At 64.8% G+C, this 20,962-nt stretch carries 20 protein-coding genes and 1 pseudogene; 7 read left to right on the top strand and 14 right to left on the bottom strand.

Going from position 1 to position 20,962, the window contains the following annotated elements; translation table 11 throughout:
* Window positions 1-4: 4 nt before the first annotated feature.
* Entirely contained in the window at window positions 5-1,042 is a 1,038-nt protein-coding gene (locus WI560_RS22160; RefSeq protein WP_375304860.1) for a glycosyltransferase family 4 protein, read from the bottom strand.
* A 126-nt stretch (window positions 1,043-1,168) separates the two neighbouring features.
* Here WI560_RS22160 and galE point away from each other — a divergent pair, with 126 nt between their 5' ends.
* The 3 genes from galE to WI560_RS22175 all read left to right on the top strand — a co-directional run bounded on the left by galE (window position 1,169) and on the right by WI560_RS22175 (window position 4,849).
* A complete protein-coding gene (galE, locus tag WI560_RS22165; RefSeq protein WP_257175590.1) occupies window positions 1,169-2,182 on the top strand; it encodes a UDP-glucose 4-epimerase GalE in 1,014 nt (337 codons plus the stop codon).
* 118 nt (window positions 2,183-2,300) lie between these two features.
* The gene (locus tag WI560_RS22170) at window positions 2,301-4,106 is read left to right on the top strand and encodes an ABC transporter ATP-binding protein (protein ID WP_375304861.1); all 1,806 of its coding nucleotides are present in this window, start codon (window positions 2,301-2,303) and stop codon (window positions 4,104-4,106) included.
* 35 nt (window positions 4,107-4,141) lie between these two features.
* Entirely contained in the window at window positions 4,142-4,849 is a 708-nt protein-coding gene (locus tag WI560_RS22175; protein WP_375304862.1) for a fumarylacetoacetate hydrolase family protein, read from the top strand.
* An 87-nt stretch (window positions 4,850-4,936) separates the two neighbouring features.
* Here the strand turns inward: WI560_RS22175 and WI560_RS22180 are convergent, their stop codons facing one another.
* Window positions 4,937-5,395: a YybH family protein gene (locus tag WI560_RS22180; protein ID WP_375308883.1), complete on the bottom strand. Its 459-nt coding sequence runs from the start codon at window positions 5,393-5,395 to the stop codon at window positions 4,937-4,939.
* A 162-nt stretch (window positions 5,396-5,557) separates the two neighbouring features.
* Between WI560_RS22180 and WI560_RS22185 the strand changes: the two genes are divergently transcribed.
* Window positions 5,558-6,100 carry a Spy/CpxP family protein refolding chaperone gene (locus WI560_RS22185; RefSeq protein ID WP_375304863.1) on the top strand — a complete coding sequence of 181 codons (543 nt, stop codon included), beginning with the start codon at window positions 5,558-5,560 and terminating at the stop codon, window positions 6,098-6,100.
* Between the two features lie 109 nt (window positions 6,101-6,209).
* Here the strand turns inward: WI560_RS22185 and WI560_RS22190 are convergent, their stop codons facing one another.
* From WI560_RS22190 to WI560_RS22200, 3 genes are all read right to left on the bottom strand, one after another.
* The gene (locus tag WI560_RS22190; RefSeq protein WP_375304864.1) at window positions 6,210-7,139 is read right to left on the bottom strand and encodes an aspartyl/asparaginyl beta-hydroxylase domain-containing protein; all 930 of its coding nucleotides are present in this window, start codon (window positions 7,137-7,139) and stop codon (window positions 6,210-6,212) included.
* A gap of 134 nt (window positions 7,140-7,273) precedes the next feature.
* On the bottom strand, window positions 7,274-7,429 hold the full coding sequence (locus WI560_RS22195; protein ID WP_007612486.1) for a hypothetical protein: 156 nt from the start codon (window positions 7,427-7,429) through the stop codon (window positions 7,274-7,276).
* A 145-nt stretch (window positions 7,430-7,574) separates the two neighbouring features.
* On the bottom strand, window positions 7,575-8,498 hold the full coding sequence (locus tag WI560_RS22200; protein WP_375308884.1) for a LysR family transcriptional regulator: 924 nt from the start codon (window positions 8,496-8,498) through the stop codon (window positions 7,575-7,577).
* 217 nt (window positions 8,499-8,715) lie between these two features.
* Between WI560_RS22200 and WI560_RS22205 the strand changes: the two genes are divergently transcribed.
* Together WI560_RS22205 and WI560_RS22210 are read left to right on the top strand one after the other, a co-directional pair.
* Window positions 8,716-9,426 (top strand): SDR family NAD(P)-dependent oxidoreductase, encoded by a 711-nt coding sequence (locus WI560_RS22205; RefSeq protein WP_375304865.1) that lies wholly within the window; start codon window positions 8,716-8,718, stop codon window positions 9,424-9,426.
* A gap of 16 nt (window positions 9,427-9,442) precedes the next feature.
* Window positions 9,443-9,679, top strand: a complete 237-nt coding sequence (locus WI560_RS22210) for a 4-oxalocrotonate tautomerase family protein (RefSeq protein WP_375304866.1) — start codon at window positions 9,443-9,445, stop codon at window positions 9,677-9,679.
* Window positions 9,680-9,776: 97 nt separating this feature from the next.
* Here the strand turns inward: WI560_RS22210 and WI560_RS22215 are convergent, their stop codons facing one another.
* The 4 genes from WI560_RS22215 to WI560_RS22230 all read right to left on the bottom strand — a co-directional run bounded on the left by WI560_RS22215 (window position 9,777) and on the right by WI560_RS22230 (window position 15,734).
* Complete coding sequence (locus WI560_RS22215; RefSeq protein WP_375304867.1) at window positions 9,777-11,237, bottom strand: flavin-containing monooxygenase; 1,461 nt, start codon at window positions 11,235-11,237, stop codon at window positions 9,777-9,779.
* A gap of 159 nt (window positions 11,238-11,396) precedes the next feature.
* Window positions 11,397-12,818, bottom strand: coding sequence for an adenosylhomocysteinase (gene ahcY / locus WI560_RS22220; RefSeq protein ID WP_092300482.1), 1,422 nt, complete (start codon window positions 12,816-12,818; stop codon window positions 11,397-11,399).
* 302 nt (window positions 12,819-13,120) lie between these two features.
* The gene (gene metK, locus WI560_RS22225; RefSeq protein ID WP_375304868.1) at window positions 13,121-14,317 is read right to left on the bottom strand and encodes a methionine adenosyltransferase; all 1,197 of its coding nucleotides are present in this window, start codon (window positions 14,315-14,317) and stop codon (window positions 13,121-13,123) included.
* 61 nt (window positions 14,318-14,378) lie between these two features.
* Window positions 14,379-15,734: a hypothetical protein gene (locus WI560_RS22230; RefSeq protein WP_028137568.1), complete on the bottom strand. Its 1,356-nt coding sequence runs from the start codon at window positions 15,732-15,734 to the stop codon at window positions 14,379-14,381.
* Between the two features lie 268 nt (window positions 15,735-16,002).
* Between WI560_RS22230 and WI560_RS22235 the strand changes: the two are divergent.
* Window positions 16,003-16,203: pseudogene (locus WI560_RS22235) on the top strand (caspase family protein); the annotation flags it as partial.
* A gap of 195 nt (window positions 16,204-16,398) precedes the next feature.
* Here WI560_RS22235 and WI560_RS22240 read toward each other — a convergent pair.
* The 5 genes from WI560_RS22240 to WI560_RS22260 form a co-directional block, all read right to left on the bottom strand.
* On the bottom strand, window positions 16,399-17,517 hold the full coding sequence (locus WI560_RS22240) for a cobalamin-independent methionine synthase II family protein (RefSeq protein ID WP_257175600.1): 1,119 nt from the start codon (window positions 17,515-17,517) through the stop codon (window positions 16,399-16,401).
* 76 nt (window positions 17,518-17,593) lie between these two features.
* Window positions 17,594-18,310 (bottom strand): ABC transporter ATP-binding protein, encoded by a 717-nt coding sequence (locus WI560_RS22245; protein WP_375304869.1) that lies wholly within the window; start codon window positions 18,308-18,310, stop codon window positions 17,594-17,596.
* Entirely contained in the window at window positions 18,303-19,058 is a 756-nt protein-coding gene (locus WI560_RS22250; protein WP_375304870.1) for an ABC transporter ATP-binding protein, read from the bottom strand. The genes WI560_RS22245 and WI560_RS22250 overlap by 8 nt, the downstream gene beginning before the upstream one ends.
* A complete protein-coding gene (locus WI560_RS22255; RefSeq protein ID WP_257175603.1) occupies window positions 19,055-20,083 on the bottom strand; it encodes a branched-chain amino acid ABC transporter permease in 1,029 nt (342 codons plus the stop codon). Before WI560_RS22255 ends, WI560_RS22250 begins: the two co-directional genes overlap by 4 nt.
* An 8-nt stretch (window positions 20,084-20,091) precedes the next feature.
* Window positions 20,092-20,961 (bottom strand): branched-chain amino acid ABC transporter permease, encoded by an 870-nt coding sequence (locus WI560_RS22260; protein WP_028137574.1) that lies wholly within the window; start codon window positions 20,959-20,961, stop codon window positions 20,092-20,094.
* Window position 20,962 lies beyond the last annotated feature (1 nt).

A 20,962-nucleotide genomic window follows, 5' to 3' on the forward strand; every position in this document is an offset into this window, starting at 1 on the left:
CAGTTCAGAGCAGCGACCGATAGACCTCGCCGATCCGCGTCGCTTCGGCATCGAGGCTGAACTTTGCCAGCACCCGCGCCCGCCCCCGCTCGCCCATCGCCGTCGCAAGCGTCACATCGCGCATCAACGGCTCCAGCGCCGCGGCCAGCGCGTCGGCATCTCCCGTCGGGATCAGCACGCCGCTTACACCATCCTCGACCACGAGCTCGGCCGCGCCGGCGCGCGCGGCAACCAGCGCGCTGCCCGCCGCCATCGCCTCGATCAGCGTCAGGCCAAAGCCCTCGTTGCGTGAGGTGAAGGCGTAGATCGTCAGCCGCTGGTACCAGCGCTGCACTGCGTCGATCGGCAGCTCGCCGGTGATGACGATGCGCGATTGCAGGCCGGCGGCCTCGATCCGCTTGTTTAGATCGTTGGCAAAGGGCGTCTGCTCGGCCGTGACCTGGCCGACGATGACCGCGGTGAAGTCCGGATAGCGCGGCAACAGGCGGCACATCGCATCGACGAAGAGGTCGGTGCCCTTCTGCGCACGCACGCGGCCGAAGCAGCCGATGGCGTAGCGGCCCGGCAGACCGCTTTCCGCGAAAGCAGCGGCGCGATCGATCGGCGGCGCGTAAACGTCGGTGTCGACGCCGTGCGGGATCACCGTCGCCTTCACCTTGAGGAACGAGGCCGAGATGTCGCTCGTCGCGATGATCGCGTCCATGCGCCGGATCAGCCAGCGCGTGATCCAGCTATGATGCCGCTGCGCCGCCGAGGTGAACACGAGCCTCAAGGGCCAGCCGAGCGCGCGCAGCACGACGCCGGCGATCATCTCGTTGTTGCGCCGCGCATGCCAGATCAGCGGCGCCTTGCGGCGCCATAGCTTGAGAAAATCGGCAGCGCCCAGCCGCGCAATCCCGGCCGGCGCGTCGGAGCCGAACCAGGCGGCGCGATACAGCTTTGCCAGCCGCGGCGCCACCATCCGGTTGGTCGCGGTGACCCCGGAATAGCGCCTGTGCAGATTTGGCACGATCACTTCGAGATCGCCGGGGGAATTGGCCACATCACGCTCCGTTTGACCGGCCCCCTATACGCAACATTAAGCATAGTGACCAGTTCGGCCGCGCCGATACCCCCTCTTCACCACGCAGACGTTAGCTTGCAGCGTTGATCGAAGACGGGTGAGATCATGACTGTGCTAGTCACCGGCGGCGCCGGCTATATCGGAAGTCACACGGTGCTCGCGCTGGCGGAAGCCGGCGAGGACGTCGTGGTGATCGACGATCTCTCGACCGGTTTCTCCGCCTACCTGCCTGAGGGCGTGCCGCTGTTTATCGGCGACGCCGGCGACGAGAACCTGCTCGAAGGCGTGATCGCCCAGCACGACATCGAAAGCATCATCCATTTCGCCGGCTCGGTCGTCGTGCCGGACTCGATGCGCGATCCGCTCGGCTATTACCGCAACAACTTCACGACCGCGCGCAACTTGCTCAACGTGGCGGTCAAGCGCGGTATCAATCGCTTCATCTTCTCTTCGACCGCCGCCGTCTATGGCAATCCTGACCAGGTCCCGGTGCCCGAGCACGCGCCGACCCGGCCGCTGTCGCCCTACGGCTCGTCGAAGCTGATGACCGAGATCATGCTGCACGACGTTGCTGCCGCCTACGGCATGCAATACGTAACCTTGCGCTATTTCAACGTCGCCGGCGCCGATCCGCACGCCCGCATCGGCCTTGCCACCGTTGGCGCCACGCATCTGCTCAAGATCGCGGTGGAAGCTGCGACCGGCCAGCGCGCCAAGATCGACGTGTTCGGCACCGACTATCCGACCCCCGACGGCAGCTGCATTCGCGACTTCATCCACGTCACGGACCTCTCGCAGGCGCATCGTTCGGCCCTCGCATATCTGCGCAACGGCGGCGCCTCGACGACGCTGAATTGCGGCTATGGCCGCGGCTATTCGGTGCTGGAGACCATCGACGCCGTGCGCCGCGTGTCGGGCCGTAGCTTTGCCGTGCAATACGCGCCGCGCCGGCCGGGCGACATCATGACCATGGTCGCCGACACCAGCCGCATCCGCGGACTGCTGGACTGGAAGCCGCAGTACGAGGACCTCGAGACTATCGCGGCCCACGCGCTGGCATGGGAGGACAAGCTGTTCCACGAGCGCCATGGCGAGCTTCGCCACGCCGCCTCGGCCTAGAATCATCCCAAGCGCAAGCCCTTAATTGGGCTTGAAAAACCGTAGCTGAGCGGGCACAGAGGCCCATCGATCCCTGACGCGCGGGCAGGCTTTGTCCTGCGCCGTCAATGGACCCCGGATGGCCCAGTTTCCAAAGAAGATCACCGACGATCCCTACGCGGCAATGGCCCTGGTGCGCCGCCTCGTCACGGAACAGGGGATCGTCTACTGGCGGCGCTACCTCGTTGCCTTCGCGCTGATGGCGGTGGCCGCGGCCGCGACGGCGTGCGCGACCTACGTGCTCGGCCAGGTCATCAACCAGGCCTATGTCGACAAGAACATCCCTGGCATCGCGATGTTCTCGGGGATCACGGTCGCTCTGCTCTTCATCAAGGGCGTGGCCACCTACGGCCACATGGTGATCCTGACCAAGATCTCGAACGCGATCCTCGCCACCAACCAGCGCCAGCTCTTCGCAAAGCTGATGCGCGAGAGCGTCGGCTTCTTCTCCGAGCGCCATTCCTCCGAATTCCTGGCGCGGCTGACGGCCGGCGCCAAGTCGATCACCGACGTGCTCAACATGCTGGTCAACGCCATCGGGCGCGACCTGCTGATGCTGCTCGCCATGATCGGCGTGATGGTGTGGCAGGATCCGCTGATGTCGTTCATCGGCCTCGTCGCGGTGCCGCCGGCGATGCTGGTCCTGCGCAAGCTGGTGAAGCGCATCAAAGGCCTCGCCTACAACCAGTTCACCGGCACCGCCGACATCATGGAGACGATGCAGGAATCGCTGCAGGGCATCCGCACGGTCAAGGCGTTCACGCTGGAAGAGACCATGCAGAAGCGCATCGACGAGAACATCGCGATCGTCGAGCGCAACGCCAACAAGATGGCGCGCGTCGCCAACCGCTCCAATCCGCTGATGGAGATGCTCGGCGGCTTCGCGGTCGCCGGCTGCCTGATGTACGGCGGCTACAGCGTGGTCGCGCTCAACGCCACGCCCGGCGCGTTCTTCTCCTTCATGACCGCGTTCCTGATGGCGACCGAGCCGGCCAAGCGGCTGGCGCGGCTCAACATCGATCTGAACAGCCAGCTCGTCGGCGCCCGCATGCTGCTCGAAGTGGTCGACAGCCCGGCCAGCGAACGCTCCGACGACGACAAGCCCGCGTTGAAGCTCACCGACGCACGGATCGAACTGCGTGACGTCAGCTTCGCTTACCGCACCGGCGAGACCGTGCTCAACCGCATGAGCTTCGTCGCCGAGCCCGGCAAGGTCACCGCGCTGGTCGGCCCGTCCGGCGGCGGCAAATCGACCGTGCTGGCGCTGCTGCTGCGCTTCCATGAGGTGACGCAGGGCGACATCGTGATCGATGGCCAGTCGATCGGCGCGGTCTCGCGCAAATCCCTGCGCTCGCAGACCGCCTATGTCGGCCAGGACGTCTATCTGTTCCGCGACACCATCCGGAGCAACATCGCCTTCGGCAAGCCGGGCGCGAGCGAGGACGAGATCATCGAGGCGGCGAAGGCCGCCTGCGCGCATGATTTCATCATGGGCTTCCCGCTCGGCTACGACACCCCGGTTGGCGAGCACGGCACGCAGCTGTCCGGCGGCCAGCGCCAGCGCATCGCGGTGGCGCGCGCGCTGATCAAGAATGCGCCGGTCATCCTCCTGGACGAGGCCACCGCGGCGCTCGATTCGGAGTCCGAGCGGCAGGTGCAGGAGGCGATCGAGCATCTGTGCCGAAACCGCACCACCATCGTGATCGCCCACCGTCTGCACACCATCATGCACGCGGATGCGATTCTCGTGGTCGAGGGCGGCGAGATCGTCGAGCAGGGCCGGCACGACGAACTGCTCCGCCGGGGCGGCCGTTACGCCTCGTTCTTCCGCCTGCAACACCACCACGATTCCGGCGCGCTGGCGCCGATCAGCGCAACCGCATAGAGTTCGTTCCACCTCAAGAGCAGCGAGACCGCTTCATGAACGCCGCCTCCTACGTCATCCCGCTTCCGCCCCAGGCTTCGCTTCCCGTCGTCGGGGAAAGCGGCCGTTATCCGGTTCGCCGCATCTGGTGCGTCGGCCGCAACTATCTCGAGCACATCCGCGAGATGGGCAATGACGAGCGCGCCCCGCCGTTCTTCTTCGCCAAGCATGCCGACATGCTGGTGCCCGACGGCGCCACCGTTCCCTATCCGCCGCTGACCAAGGACCTCCATCACGAGGTCGAGCTGGTCGTGGCGATGAAGAGCGGCGGCCTCAACATCCCCGCCGACAAGGCGCTCGATCACGTCTACGGCTACGCCGTCGGCATCGATCTCACCCGCCGCGACCTCCAGATCGCCTCGCGCAAGAAGGAGCGGCCCTGGGAGATCGGCAAGTCGTTCGACGGCTCCGCTCCTTGCTCGGCGATTCAGCCGGCCTCCAAGATCGGCCATCCCGCCAAAGGTAAGATCTGGCTCACGGTCAACGGCAAGGAAGCCCAGAAGGGCGACCTCACCGAGCTGATCTGGAACGTGCCCGAGATCATCTGGCAGCTCTCGCAGCAGGTGAAGCTTGCCGCCGGCGACATCATCATGACCGGCACCCCGGCCGGCGTGTCGCAGCTCCAGCCCGGCGACAAGCTCGAATGCGGCGTCGACGGTGTCGGCACGCTGAAGGTCAGCATCGGCCAGCCCGAGCAGGCTTGAATCGTAGGGGGATTGGCGAAAGCGTAATCCACCACCGTCTTGTTGTGTCGAGGTGGTGGATTGCGCTTCGCTGATCCACCCAACACGCTACCAGGCCTTCACCGGCCGATTGGCATGGCTTGTCTGCGGCACACCGCGATTGAGCGACATGTGCGAATGCACGCACAGCCAGCCGTCGCCATCTCTTGAAAACACCATCGTCGCTCGGCCGGGCCGCGCAAATGGGCTGCCATCTTGATGATAGCCCGTGCTCGTCCACGGCGCGATCACCGTTGCCATCGTGCCGTCGGGCGATGCCAGGATCGAGGCCTGATCGAGCACGAAACGGAAGTCGGTCGTTTTCGGCCAGACATTGTCCCATTGCGTCGAGACCCACTGATCGAGGCCGGGGATGACATCGTTATGGGTACCGAAGGCCAGCACCTCCGGATGGAAGAGCGGCCGCGCCGAGGCGTAGTCGACCTCGCGGACATAGCCCGCGAAGGTTTCCAGCCAATCGCGGAAGAACTGCGCGATCTCGGCATTCGCGGTCGGCAAGGAGGCCATTACCTGCTCCACATTCGGCAATTTGATCGCGGCAATGTTTGTTGCCATGGGCCGGACGATCCAGCAAGATTTCAGGCCCGAGATCACTCGATCGCGGTAGGGTAATATCGCAGCCGGGTCCGTTGCTTCGCATGGCCGGCCCGACTTGATGGAGCCAGCTTCATGAACCGCCTCCTTCTGCTTGCCGCCTCTCTCCTCCTCACCGCCAGCGCGGCCGGCGCCCAGTCCAGCCACCCTTATGCCGGCATGGAAAGGCGCCCGATCAAGGCGCTGTCACAGCAGCAGATCGACGACCTTCGCGCCGGACGCGGTATGGGCCTGGCTCTTGCTGCGGAGCTCAATGGATATCCCGGTCCCAGCCACGTGCTCGAGCTCGGCGACAGCCTCGACTTGACAGCCGATCAACGCGTCGAGGTCCGGCGACTGTTCGATGCCATGAAACAGGAAACCGTTCCGTTGGGTCACAAGCTCGTCGAGCAAGAGCGAGCGCTGGAAGACCTTTTCTCGTCCCGTGCGGTCACGTCGGAAGCGCTCAAGACGAGCATCGGGGCCATTGCCGAAACCCAGGGGCAACTCCGCGAGAGCCATCTCAAGTATCATCTGTCGACCGCCGCATTGCTCAATCAGAGCCAGATGCAGCGATATGCAGAGTTACGAGGCTACCAGCGTCCCGACAGCTCCGCAGGGCACAAGCACCGCCACTAGACGCAGCTGACCGAGATCGGACGATCGTGGCAGGACGGACGACAGCAATCCACATATCGGCACGACGCAAGGGCGAACCAAGCTTCGCCGATCCGCCCCACGCGTCGCTTCAATTCAGTGCCGAATACACGATCAGACCGAGAATCAGTGCCGCCAGCGCGTATTTCAGCGCGTAGTAGACGTTGCGGTTCCACTCCTTGACCTTGCGGCTGGCGAGATGAACCTCGTAGAGCTTGCCGAACACCTTGTTGAGCACGCCGACATTCTCGCCGTCGACGTTCTGGGTCGCCGACGCCTTGACGATGTGATGGCTGACCCAGCGGTTGATTGCGGTCATGAAGCCGAACTTCATCGGGCGCTCGACGTCGCAGAACAGGATGATGCGGTTGACGTCGGTCGCATTCTCGGCGCTGTGGATGAAGGTCTCGTCGAACATGAAGGCTTCGCCGTCGCGCCAGACGCATTCGACGCCGTCGACCAGGATGCGGCACCTGTTCGAGTTCGGCGTGACCAGGCCGAGGTGATAGCGCAGCGAGCCCGCGAAGGGATCTCGGTGCGCGCCCAGCCTGCCACCCGGCGGCAGCATTGCGAACATCGCGCCGTGCACGCTCGGGATCGACTTCAGCAGCTCAACCGTCTTCGGGCACAGCGTGTTCGCCGAGGGCAGGAAGTCGTCGTACCATTTCAGGTAAAACCGTTTCCAGCCGCTCTTGAAGAACGAGTAGAATCCCCAATCGTTATTCTTGGCTGCCGCGCGAATGAAACCTTCGTCGAACAGGCGCACAGCCTCGTCGCGGATGGTCTCCCAATTCTCGCTCAGCGGCTTCAGCTCGGGAAACTGCTCGACCGGGATCACCGGCTTGTTCGGCACCGCAGAGCCCGCATACATCAGCACATTGTAGGGTGCCAGATAGGTCGAGTGATCTCCGAGCTGGCGCGCAAAGCGCAGCCGCTGCTTGCCGCGGAAGTGAACGTAAATCGTCGAGGCCGCCAGCACATAAAGAATGACAAGTTGCGGCGCAAAAAGCTGTTTCAACATCTCCCCGTTCCCCAGTGAACTCAGCCGGGGACGTCATCTACTCCGGCCGAACGTGTGCGACAAGATACTCGCCGCTGGGTTGCGTTCACACTGGGGAGAGCAGACCGGGGCCTAGTGGCGGTCAATCGACCCCATCACGCCCGGGACAGCGCCTGGAGACCCTTGAAGGTCAGGCGCTTGGGGTCGGTGACGCCGGCCAGATAGAGACGGCGGATGAAGGCGATGACGGCATCGCGGTCGCAATCGGTCAGCGCGACGACGGCATCGACGGCGATTCTCTGGGCTTCCATTGGGCTCACCTCGGCCTTGCGAGTAACCCCGGCCGAGACAGGCTAGGATTGATCCGTAAATTCGGCGTTAACCGTTCGGGAACATGGCCCGATTCAGCGAGGCGGCCGTATACGCAAAACAACGCATTGCCAGGCGCGCAGCGGCTCAGCGCGCCTTGATGCTCTTCCTCAGCTGCGCAAAGTGCTTCTTCAGCCGGGGCACGGCAAAATCGGTGAAGGCGCGCACCTTCGGCACAGCGAGCCGGCCCTGCGGGCAGATCAGGTGGGCCGGCATTTCAGGATCCGCATCACCAGCCAGTACAATCTCGAGCTCGCCGCGGGCGACCTGCTCGGCCACCTGGTACGAATACATCCGCGCAACGCCGCGCCCGGCGACCGTGGAGGCGACCGCCGCATAGGTGCTGTTGACGACAAGCCGAGGTGTGAACTGAACCGTGCGCGGCACTGACGCGCCGGCCTGCGGCGCAAAGGTCCAGGAATTGGGCAGGTGCGCCATCGCCACGATCTGGTGCTTGGCGAGATCGCCGGGCTCGTTGATGTGTGGATGCTGCTTGAGATAGCGCGGTGCTGCCACGACGATGCGGCTGATCTCGCCGACCCGCATCGCGGTCATCGCTGAATCCGCGAGCGGCCCGATCCGAAGCGCGATATCGATGCCCTCTTCGATCAGGTTGACCGCCCGGTCGAACAACAGCAGCTTGGCCGACACGGTCGGATAAGCATCGAGGAACGCATCGAGGATCGGCCGCAAGACCATTTCCCCCGAGACCACGGGAGCCGTGATCGTGAGCAGGCCGCGCGGCGCGGTGCGCGGTCCAGCCGCGATGCCATCGGCTTCCTCGAGTTCGGCGAGCACACGGCGGCAGATCGCGGCATAGCGTTCCCCCTCCTCGCTCAGCTTGATCGCGCGAGTCGTCCGGTGCAGCAGTACGGCGCCGACGCGTTCTTCCAAAAACGCGATGGCCCGGCTCACCGCAGCCGGCGAGCGGCCGAGCTTGCGCCCGGCGCCAGCCAAGCTGCCCTCGTCCACGGCCAGGACGAACACTTTCATCGCATCCAGACGATCCATTCCCTTCCCGTCGCCCCCTTGAGCTTCCGCTCGCAGGCTAGGCGCTCGCCGCAAGCTCGACAACCACCGCCGGAGCGGCCGCCCCCGCATTCGCTCGCGCGGCGAAAGAGTGTCTGCCGGACAGCGGATATTCGCGACCGGCCCGTCGCAGCGTACCTCAGCACGCAAGCCGGCCGCTGCCGGCACAGATTCTCACAGCCAACAACAGGAGCCCATCATGGGTATCGAACAGAAGGTCGCCATCGTCACCGGTGCATCGCAGGGCATCGGCGCCGCCCTGGTCCGGGGTTTTCGCGATCGCAATTACCGCGTCGTCGCCACGGCTCGCTCCATCAAGCCGTCGGGTGACGATGACATCCTCGCCGTGCCCGGCGACATCGCCGATCGGGCCACTGCCGAGCGTGTGGTCTCTCAGGCCCTCGCCCGCTTCGGCCGTGTCGACACGCTGGTCAACAATGCCGGCATCTTCGTCGCAAAGCCGTTCACCCAGTACACGGCCGAAGACTATGCAGCGGTGATGGGCACCAACGTCGCGGGCTTTTTCAACATTACCCAGCTCGCCATGGCCGAGATGGAGCAGCAGGGCTCCGGCCACGTCGTGCAGATCACGACCACGCTGGCGGATCAGGCCAATTCGAACGTGCCCTCGGTGCTGGCCTCGCTGAGCAAGGGCGGGCTGAACGCCGCCACCAGATCGCTCGCGATCGAATACGCCAAGCGCGGCATCCGGGTGAACGCGGTGTCGCCCGGCATCATCAAGTCGCCGATGCATCCGGTCGCGACGCATGCGCAGCTCGGTGCGCTGCACCCGGTCGGTCACATGGGCGAGATGTCCGACATCGTCGATGCGGTGCTCTATCTCGAGGGGGCCTCCTTCGTCACCGGCGAGATCCTGCACGTCGACGGCGGGCAGAGCGCGGGACATTGAGACGAGGAGACGCACGATGCCCATCGTCACCATTCAAGTGACCCGCGAGGGAACGACGCCGGGAGCGGCGTCGCTCTCGGCGGCGGAGAAGGCCGCACTGATCGAGGGTTCGAGCCAGCTCCTGCTCGACGTGCTCGGCAAGCCGCTGGAGTCCACCTTCGTCGTGATCGAAGAAGTCGACACCGCCAATTGGGGCTGGGGCGGGCTGCCCGTGCAGGAATTCCGACGCCGGCGCGCTGCCCAGACGGGATGATCGGCCGGTCATGCGCGCAAGGGGGGCGCCGTGACCGACGCAGACACGAAGCAGTCCGTCGCACCCCGGCCGAAACGGCATTGCGGAGGAGGTGCCGTCAGGAATAGCGCATCACGCCGTCGTCAATCCGGCCGAAGCGCAGGGACACGATGTCGAGCGCGTAGTTCTGGTACAGCCGCCACGGCCGCTTCGAGCCCTGCTTCGGCATCTTGGCCACCGAGCGCTGCACATAGCCCGAGGTGAAATCCAGCGACGGCTGCGCTGTGATGGTCGAATCGTCGTTGTGCGGCACGCATTGACGGAAATTGTGCCGGTCCATGTAGTTGATGAGACGGCAGACATACTCGCAGGTGAGATCGCATTTCAGCGTCCAGGACGCGTTGGTGTAGCCGAAGGCCGAGGCCATGTTGGGCACGTCGGCATACATCATGCCCTTGTAGGTCAGGGTCTTGGCAAAATCGACGGCGCGGCCGTCGACACTGATCTCGAGGCCGCCGACGACCTGGAGCACCAATCCGGTCGCCGTCACGATGATGTCGGCCGCAAGCTCGCTTCCATCCTTCAGGCGGATGCCGTCGCGCGTGAACGTGTCGATCTCGTTGGTCACGACGCTGGCGCGCTGCTCGCGGATCGCCTTGAAGAGGTCGCCGTCCGGCACCAGGCACAGCCGCTGGTCCCAGGGATTGTAGCGCGGGGTGAAATGAGTTGCGACGTCGTAGTCGGGGCCAAGCGCCATTCGCACGCCCTTGAGAATGAGGTCCTTGACCTTCGCGGGCTTGCGCCGGCTGAGCTGGAAGAAGAACATCCCCCACATCACGTTGCGCCAGCGGATCAAATGATAGGCCAGCCGCGCCGGGAGGTTGCGGCGCAATTTGTTGGCGAGGGGATCCTGCGCCGGCCGCGATACCACATAGGTCGGCGAGCGCTGCAGCATGGTGACCTGCGCCGCCTTCTTGGCGAGCTCCGGCACCAGCGTGACCGCGGTCGCGCCCGAGCCGATCACGACGACGCGTTTTCCCGCATAGTCGATGTCCTCGGTCCATTTCTGCGGATGCACGATGCGGCCGGCGAAATCCGCAGCGCCCTTGAACTCCGGCGTGTAGCCCGCCTCGTATTTGTAATAGCCCGAGCACATGAAGAGGAAATTGCAGGTGAAGCGGACGAGCTCGCTCGCGGCCTCGCCCGTGATGCGCTCGGCCTCGACGGTCCAGCGTGCCTCGCTGGTCGACCAGGAAGCGCGCTTGACGCGATGGCGGAAGCGGATGTGCTTGTCGATGCCGTTCTCGCCGGCCGTCTCGCGCACATAGTTCAGGATCTGCGGCCCGTCGGCGATCGCCTTCGGGTCGGTCCACGGCTTGAACGAATAGCCGAGCGTGAACATGTCGCTGTCGGAGCGGATGCCGGGATAGCGGAACAGGTCCCAGGTGCCGCCGATGCAGTCGCGCCCCTCCAGGATGACGTAGCTCTTGGTCGGACACCTGGTCTGCAAATGATAGCCCGCGCCGATACCTGATAGCCCGGCACCGACGATCAGGACGTCGAAATGTTCTTGTTGCATGGTTTCCTCCGCCGGGAGGATTGTCCGCCCGCCGCCGTTGGCCGTCAATTGGCAATCGGCCGTGCCGCAAACGCAAAGCGAGTTGAATTCCATGCGCCGAAACAATGAAGCCCCGGATCACTCCGGGGCTTCGCGTCTATGGTCGATCAGATCACTCGATCAGTAGCGGTAATGGTCGCTCTTGTACGGACCTTCCTGCTTGACGCCGATGTAGTCGGCCTGGTCCTTGCGCAGCTCGGTGAGCTTGACGCCGATCTTGGCGAGGTGCAGGCGGGCGACCTTCTCGTCGAGCGTCTTCGGCAGCACGTAGACCTTCTTCTCGTACTTGCCGTCCTTGTTGTTGGCGAACAGCTCGATCTGCGCCAGCGTCTGGTTGGTGAAGGACGCCGACATCACGAAGGACGGGTGGCCCATCGCGTTGCCGAGGTTCACGAGACGGCCCTCCGACAGCATGATGATGCGGTGCTTGTCGGGGAACTCGATCTCGTCGACCTGCGGCTTGATGTTGGTCCACTTCAGGTTACGGAGCGCCGCGATCTGGATCTCGTTGTCGAAGTGACCGATGTTGCAGACGATGGCGCGATCCTTCATCGCGCGCATGTGCTCGATGGTGATGATGTCCTTGTTGCCGGTGGCGGTGACGAAGATGTCGGCGCGGGGCGCGGCGTCTTCCATGGTCACGACCTCGTAGCCTTCCATCGCCGCCTGCAGCGCGCAGATCGGATCGACTTCCGACACCATGACGCGGCAGCCGGCCTGGCGCAGCGAGGCGGCCGAGCCCTTGCCGACGTCGCCGAAGCCGGCGACCATCGCGACCTTGCCCGAGAGCATCACGTCGGTGCCGCGGCGGATGCCGTCGACCAGCGATTCACGGCAGCCATAGAGGTTGTCGAACTTCGACTTGGTGACGCTGTCGTTGACGTTGATGGCCGGCCACAGCAGCGTGCCCGCCTTCTGCATGTCGTAGAGACGATGCACGCCCGTCGTGGTCTCCTCGGACACGCCCTTGATGCTCTTGGCGATCCCGGCGAAGTAACCCTTCGGCTTCTCCTTGAGCTGCTTCTTCAGAAGCGCGAAGAAGACTTCCTCTTCCTCGGAGCCGGGCTTGTCGAGGAAGGCGGCGTCGCCGTTCTCGGCGCGCAGGCCGAGATGGACGTACATGGTGGCGTCGCCGCCGTCGTCGAGGATCATGTTCGGATGACCGCCGCCGTGCCAGTCGAACAGCTTCGCGGTGTAGTCCCAGTACTCGGTCAGCGTCTCGCCCTTGACGGCGAAGACGGGAATGCCGGCGGCCGCGATCGCGGCGGCGGCGTGATCCTGCGTCGAATAGATGTTGCAGGAGACCCAGCGGATGTCGGCGCCGAGTGCGGCCAGCGTTTCGATCAGCACGCCGGTCTGGATCGTCATGTGCAGCGAGCCGGCGATGCGGGCGCCCTTCAGCGGCTGCTTCGGGCCGTACTCCTCTCGGGTGGCCATCAGGCCGGGCATCTCGGTCTCGGCCAGCGAGAGCTCCTTGCGGCCGAAATCGGCGAGCGAAATGTCCTTGACGATGTAATCGGTGAAGCCGGGCTTCGCGTTCATGTCTGTTTCCTATCAGTGAGGCTGGCGTGTCAGTAGCAAGGCAAGCTGAACGCTTTGTGGCACCATCTCTCCCTCTCCCCGTTCTTACGGGGAGAGGCATAGGCGGCCTTCGGCCGCCGTACCTCGCGAACGCCGATGCGGAGCATCGGCTATGGTGAGGGGCTCCATCCGAGCACCGAGCTCGCGAAGAGTCCCCCTCACCCGCCGCTTCGCGCATAGCCGAAGCCTGCTTCGGCGTCTCTTAAGTGACGGCCGCCGGAGGCGGCCTATGCTCTCCCCGCAAGCGGGGCGAGGTAGGAGCATCAGAGCGCGCGCTTGAGCTGCTCGACGAGGTCGGTCTTCTCCCAGGAGAAGCCGCCCTCGTTGTCCGGCGTGCGGCCGAAATGGCCGTAGGCCGAGGTGCGCGCGTAGATCGGACGGTTGAGGTCGAGATGGGTGCGGATGCCGCGGGGCGTCAGATCCATCGCCTGCGCCGCTGCCTTCTCGAGCTGCTCCTCCGGCACCTTACCGGTGCCATGGGTGTCGATGTAGATCGACAGCGGACGCGCCACGCCGATGGCGTAGGCGAGCTGCAGCGTGCAGCGGTCGGCCAGGCCGGCGGCAACGATGTTCTTGGCGACGTAGCGGGCGGCATAAGCTGCCGAACGGTCGACCTTGGTCGGATCCTTGCCGGAGAACGCACCGCCGCCATGCGGGGCCGCGCCACCATAGGTGTCGACGATGATCTTGCGGCCGGTCAGGCCGGAATCACCATCCGGGCCGCCGATGTAGAACTTGCCGGTGGGGTTGATGTGCCAGATCGTCTTCGGCGTGATCCAGTCCTTCGGCAGCGCCTCGCGCACATAGGGCTCGACGATCTCGCGGACCTGGTTCGAGGTGAGGTCCGGAACCAGATGCTGGTGCGAGACCACGATCTCGCGCACGGCGACCGGCTTGCCGTTCTCGTACTGCACGGTGACCTGGCTCTTGGAGTCCGGACCGAGCACCTTCTCCTTGCCCGAGTGGCGGGCTTCGGAGATCAGGCGCAGGATCTTGTGGGCGTAGAAGATCGGCGCCGGCATCAGATCGGGCGTCTCGTTGGTGGCGTAACCGAACATGATGCCCTGGTCGCCCGCGCCCTCTTCCTTGACCTCGCCCGGCTGCAGCGCATCGACGCCCTGGGCGATGTCGGCCGACTGCGGATGCAGCAGGATCTCGATGTCGCAGGTCTTCCAGTGGAAGCCTTCCTGCTCGTAGCCGATGTCCTTGATCGCGCTGCGGACGACGCCCTCGATCTGCTCGTTGGTCACAGACTTCGGACCGCGGGTCTCGCCGGCAATCACCACCTTGTTGGTGGTGGCGAGCGTCTCGCAGGCGGCGCGGATCTGCCAGGGGTCGATGCCGGCCTTCGGCCCTTCGCGGTAGAACAGGTCGACGATCTCGTCGGAAATGCGGTCGCAGACCTTGTCCGGATGACCCTCGGACACGGACTCGCTGGTGAAGAGATAGGACGCGCGCATCAGTAACCCCTTGTTCCGCCGCTAAGCCGGCGGGCGTTTGCGATGTTTACTTTTGATGATGTCAATCACGCCGGCGCGAGATGACGTAGGATTCGTCGAGAAACCAGAGCCCATTGTATTTTCGCAGCACGTCCCTGGCGGCATCCAGAGTGCGGCCGTTTTGAGTCATTTCTGTCAACCGGTCGTCCTCAATCTGAGCGACATACACCGCCGCATTCCACGCTGCAAAGGCCGTGGAGGTCCCGATCGTCCCGGTGACCTCGTTGGGCAGCGCTTCCATATCATACCTGAAGATCGAACGGTTATCCGCATAAGCATTAAAATTTAAGTCGCGGCCCACCGATCCGAGTTCATACTTAACGGCGCGCAATAGCTCATGACGGCTCACCGCGAAAGGGTTTTCTCCGGGCCAGATCGCCTGGATCATTTCCATGCCCGGGTCCTGGCCATGGGAGTGGATCCCGATCAGCCGCCCTCCCGGCCGAAGCGCCCGCGCAAGCGGTGCGATGATCCGCTTGGCCCGGAAGTTCACGGAGGACAGGGCGCGATAGGGCTGGGAGGCGATGACGAGATCGAAATTGGCTTCGGTCTGGCCCGGCCGCGGAATGGTCGAATCCAGCAGGAACCTGTGATCCTCGCGATACAGCACCAGAACCACGGGCCGCTCATACAGCGGCATGGCGGTGCGCGGGCTGATCGCGGCGCGCCAGTTCTGCTCCAGAAACGGCCGGAGCTCGGCGATCTGCTGCTCGAACTCGCCCGACGAGGCGCCCCGCAGCGGGACCTCGTGCCAGACGGTCGCAGCCGCCGCCGCAGGCGATGCCGGCGTGAGCCAGGGCGCCTCCGAATAGAACATGTTGGTGAAGACGAACACCGACGCCGGGTGCTCGAAAATGCGGTCCGGCACCTTCTCCAGCGTCAGGCGCAAATCCTCGAGACTGAGCTCCTTGCCGGCGACGTAGAACGGCATGTGGGGAAAGCGCTGGTGCGTTGCGCGCAACACCCGCGCCAGCACGGTGCCGTCGCCGACGCCGGCGTCGAACAGGCGCAGGGCCGGGGGGCGCGGATGGATCGAGGCGAGCTCCAGCGCGACCCTGTCCGCGACCACCCGCTTTTCGCTGCAGGTATGGACGAACAGCAGGTATTTCTGGCGGTTCTCGAAGAAGCGGAAATTGCCGCGCGGATCGCGCTTCTCGGGCGGCACCTGAAGCCCTCGCGGCGGCGGCATGCCGCCGGCCATCGAGGCCGCCATGTAGGCCTGGATCCGCTCCAGCGTGTCGATGGTGATGCGCTTACCCTCGCGCAGGCGATGCACCAGCTTCCCATCGTTCACCGCGCGTCGGCCAAATGTCGATTCCGCCATGTCGGCCTTGCGGCAGAACTCCGTGATCTGGCTCAGGATTTCGTCGTTCTTCATGGGGTGGGACGCGGTGGGCAGACGGAGTGGGACGCCCCCTCCTAGCAAAGTCTGCCCACCAAGGGAATAGTGGATCGAAGCGCTTCCCCTGCCGTTCGCGCCGGCGCCAGCCGTGAAGCCATGCTGCAGCGGGACGATCCGGCTGGCCAAGGACAGGCCGCCGGTCAACGCCATTATGCCGCCCGGCGCAGTCGCTGGTGACGGATGCGGGTGCGCCGATCGCGCCGCGAATGCAGAAGATGACGCGCGATTTCCTGCGCGAAGCCGCCCGGGCCAAGTCGCGCTCGATAGCGAAGGCGCCAACTCGCCGTTCTCCGCCGCGCTGTCCCGCCATATCGGCACGCCCGGGCTGGAGGTGCAGCAGATGCTGACGCGAGTGCGGGCAGAGGTGGTGTCGAGCACCAGGAACAAGCAGGTGCCGTGGTCGAACTCGTCGCTGCTGGGCGAGGTTTATCTGGCGGAGAAGTGAGGCGGGATTCGCGCGCTGCTTGTGAGCACAGTGCGCCCGACGTTCGCTGTCGTCGCCCGGCTTGACCGGGCGACCCAGTATTCCAGAGACGTCAGCGATTCACCGTGAAGCCGCGGCGTACTGGATTCCCCGCCTTCGCGGGGAATGACACCGAGCATGTGGTGAGGCCTCACCGTCGTTTACACGGTGCGGGGCTCAGTTGCCCCACACTTCCTTGGCGATCTCGACAGCGAGGCTGAGCTTGGCCCATTGCTCTTCCTCGGAGAGGATGTTGCCCTCTTCCGTCGAAGCGAAACCGCATTGCGGAGAGAGCGCGAGCTGCTCCAGCGGCGCGAACTTGGCAGCTTCCTCCAGGCGGCGCTTGATGTCGTCCTTCTTCTCGAGCTCACCGAACTTCGAGGTGATGACGCCGACCACGACGACCTTGTTGCCCTTGGGCAGGAAGCGCAGCGGCTCGAAACCGCCGGCACGATCAGAATCGTATTCCAGGAAGTAGCCGTCGTAATTGGTGCCGGCCAGCATGGTTTCGGCAACGGGCTCGTAGCCGCCCGAAGAAATCCAGGTCGAGCGGAAATTGCCGCGGCAGACATGGGTCGTCACCACCATGTCGGCGGGCTTCTCGGCCAGCGCGTAGTTGATGATGCGCGCATAGATCTGCTGCAGACCATCCGGATTGTCGCCGCGCTCTCGCGCCTTCTGCAACTCGTCCTGCGAGCAGAGATAGGCCCACACGGTGTCGTCGAACTGGAGATAGCGGCAGCCGGCGTCATAGAACGCCTTCACCGCCTTGCGATAGGTTTTGCCGAGGTCCTCGTAGAAGGCCTCGAGATCGGGATAGACGTCCTTGGAGATCGACTTGCGGCCGCCGCGGAAGTGCAGCACGGCGGGCGACGGTATCGTCATCTTGGCGGTGACGTGGGCCTGGTCGGCGACCTTCTTCAGGAAGCGGAAGTGGTCGAGCATCGGGTGATCGGCGGGAAAGTCGAGCTTGCCGATGACGCGTACCGCGTCGTGACGGGTCTGCACGCCCGCGAACTGGATGCCGGTGTCGGGGTGGAAAAGCTCGCAGCCGGTGAGCTTGGCCAGGAAGTCGAAATGCCACCAGGAGCGGCGGAATTCGCCGTCGGTCGCGAGCTTGAGCCCGATCGAGGCCTGCTTGTGCACGACCTTCTCGATCTCCATGTCCTCGATCTTGCGCAGATCGTCGGCCGAGATTTCGCCCTTCTCCAGCCGGATGCGGGCTTCCTTGATCTTGGCCGGACGCAGGAGGCTGCCGACCTCGTCGGCGCGGAAGGGGGCTCTGGTTCGCTGCATTCTTGTTTCTCCCGAAATTTCAGTCGGCGCTCGTTGTACCTCCTCTCACCGCACGCGGGGAGAGGCGAAGAAAAAGTCAATGGGCCGCCGCCCCTGCGACACCTAGGTGTCGCTCCAGGACCGAGGAGTCGGCCCTCAGCGCGGCGCTCGGAGCGTCGTGGACGATCGTTCCGCGCTCCAATATCACAACGCGGTCGGCCAGCCCCAGAATCTTTTGGGCATTCTGTTCGACGATGATCGAACAGATGCCGCCCCCCCGGGTGATGGTCCCGATCGCCTTCAGGAGCTCCTCGACGATGATGGGGGCAAGACCCTCGGTCGGTTCGTCCAGCAGAAGCACTTTCGGGTTGAGGGTGAGCGCGCGCCCGATCGCCAGCATCTGCTGCTCGCCGCCAGAGAGCTGATTGCCAAAGTTGGTCCGCCGCTCCTTCAGCCGCGGGAACATCTCGTACACCTTCTCGACCGTCCAGGGGCCCGGCTGGGCCACCGCGGTCATGTTCTCCTCGACCGTGAGCGAGCGAAAGATGTTGCGCTCCTGCGGCACCCAGCCGATGCCGGCGCGCGCGCGCTGGTCGGGCCGCAAGCTGGTGACGTCGGTGCCGGCCAGCATGACCGAGCCGGAGAAGCGGCGGGTGACGCCGACGACGGAGTTGATCAGCGTCGTCTTGCCGGTGCCGTTGCGGCCAAGCAGCGCCAGGACCTGCCCCTCGGCGAGGCGCAAGGACATGTTGGGCAGCACCACCGCTTCGCCATAGCCGGCGCGAAGTGAGTCGATCGCGAGCAGGTCAGACATGGACCGCCTCCTCGCCGAGATAGACCGCCTTGACCTGCGGATCGCGCGCGACCTGCTCGGGCGGCCCTTCGGTCAGCAGCGCGCCGGAGACCAGCACCGAGATGCGGTCGGCAAAGGAGAAGACGAGGTCCATGTCGTGCTCGATCAAGAGCACGGTGACGTCGCGCGGCAGGCTGCCTACCACGGCGAGGATGTCGTGGCGCTCGCTCTCGGGCACGCCCGCGGCAGGCTCGTCGAGCAGCAGCACGCGCGGCTTGGCGGCGATCGCGACCGCGATCTCGAGCAGGCGCTGCTTGCCGTAAGGCAGCGTGACGGTCTGCTCGTTCATGACGTCGAGCAGGTGGAAGCGCGCCAGCAGCTCGGCAATCTCGTCATTGACGTCATTGCGCGTGCCCATCCGTCGCCACCAGTCGCCGCCATGGCCGAGACGCTCCGAAACGGCAAGGCCGATGGTCTCGAGCGGGGTCAGATCGGGATAGAGCTGGTTGATCTGGAAGGTGCGTGACAGGCCGCGCAGCACGCGCTTGTGCACGGGCAGATCGGTGATGTCCTGGCCTTCGAGCAGGATGCGGCCCGAGTTCGGCTTCAGCACGCCGGTGAGCTGGTTGATCACCGTGGTCTTGCCGGCGCCGTTCGGGCCGATCAGCGCGTGGCGCGCCCCCTGCTCGACCTTGAGCGACAGATCGCGGGTGACGCGCAAGCCGCCGAACTGCTTTTCGAGCTTCTGGGTTTCGAGCGCGATGGTCATGCATCGCTCTCCGGCACGGCGACGACCGCCTTACGGCCTGCAACCTGCCTGATGACCAGATTCGGCACATACAGCACCCAGCGATGCAGGCGCTGCCGGCCGACCAGCACGATCACGACCAGCACGAGGCCGATCCAGAACTGCCAGTATTGCGGGGTGATGGTGGAGAACAATTCCTGGAGCATGCGGAAGATCACCGCACCAATCAGCCCACCATAGAGATAGCCGGTGCCGCCGATGACGAGCACCAGCATCAGATCGGCCGAGCGCTCGAAAGCGAAGACGTCGAGCGAGGCGATCGCGGTGGTCTGGGTGAACAGCGCGCCCGCGATGCCGGCATAGAACGCAGCCAGCGTGTAGATCGCAATCAGGCGGCGGTTGACGGGAATGCCGATCGCCGCAGCCCGCAGCGGGTTGTTCTTGATCGCGCGCAGCGACAGGCCGAATGGCGAATGCACGACGCGGCGGGCGAACAGGAACAGCAGGAACAGCACGGCCAGCGAGTAAAAGAAGCCGGCCTTGCCGAACATGTCGAACGGAATCTGGCCCAATATCGGCTGCATCTCGATGCCCTGCAGGCCGTCGGTACCGCCGGTGATGTTGGAGAAGCGTTCGGCGAGCGCTTCCAGCAGCAGCGCGATGCCGAGCGTCACCATCAGGCGCGTGAGGTCGACGCCGCGGATCACCAGGAAGCTGGTGGCAAAACCAAGCACCATCGCGGCCAGGCCCGCGACGATCAGCGCGAGCACGGGCTCGTTGACGATACCGTGAAGCGCGAGAAGTCCCGCGGCATAGGCGCCGACGCCGAAGAAGGCGGCGTGGCCGAGCGAGACGATGCCGGCATAGCCAAGGATGAGATCGAGCGACATCGTGAACAGCGCCAGGCGCAGGATGTCGGTCATGATCAGATAGCGCGAGGGAAAGGCGAAGCCGCAGGCCAGCACGATCAGCCAGAAGGCGATTTCGCCGTAGTGCCAGCGCGCCTGGCGCTGGGCGTGATAACCGACGTCGGAAGCAGCGCTCATCGGCGAACTCAACGCGCGGCCGTGCGGCCGAACAGGCCGTTCGGGCGCCAGATCAGGATCACGATCATCATGGTGTAGATCACGAAGGGGCCCATCTTCGGTACGTAGTACTTGCCGGCGACGTCGCCGATGCCGAGCAGGAGCGAGGCCAGGAACGGGCCTGTTATCGAGGAGGAGCCGCCGACGGTGACCACGATCAGGAAGTAGATCATGAACTTCAGCGGGAAGTACGGATCGAGGCCGAGGATCTCGGCGCTGAGCGCGCCGCCGAGGCCTGCGAGCCCGCAGCCGAAGGCAAAGGTGAAGGCGAACACCTGCGGCACGTTGATGCCGAGGCCGCTCGCGGCGCGAGGATCGTCGACGGCGGCGCGCAGGCGGCTGCCGAAGCGGGTCTTGGCGAGCACCATCTGCAGAGCGATGGTGAGCAGGCCGCAGATCACGATGATCATCAGCCGGTAGCGGCCGATGCCGACGCCGAACAGGTCGAACTGGCCCTGGAGCGCGGCCGGCAGATTGATGAAGACGCGCGATGAGCCCTGGATGTAGTCGACGGCGGCAACCGACATGAAGGTCAGGCCGATGGTGAACAGCACCTGGTCGAGGTGGCTGCGCGTATAGAGGTGGCGATAGAGCGTCCGTTCGAGCGCAATGCCGATCGCGGCCGAGGAGACGAAGGCGAGCGGCAATGCGGCGAAGAACGGCCAGCCCATCCGGTTGACCAGCACCATGCAGATATAGCCGCCGGCCATGGCGAAGGCGCCGTGGGCGAGGTTGACGAAGTTCATCAGCCCAAGCGTGACCGCGAGCCCGCAGGCGAGCACGAACAGCAGCATGCCGTAGGCGACGCCATCGAACAGGTTGGTGAGGATTGCGGTCATC

Source organism: Bradyrhizobium sp. A11, assembly GCF_042077125.1.
GTDB classification, from domain to species: Bacteria; Pseudomonadota; Alphaproteobacteria; order Rhizobiales; family Xanthobacteraceae; genus Bradyrhizobium; species Bradyrhizobium japonicum_B.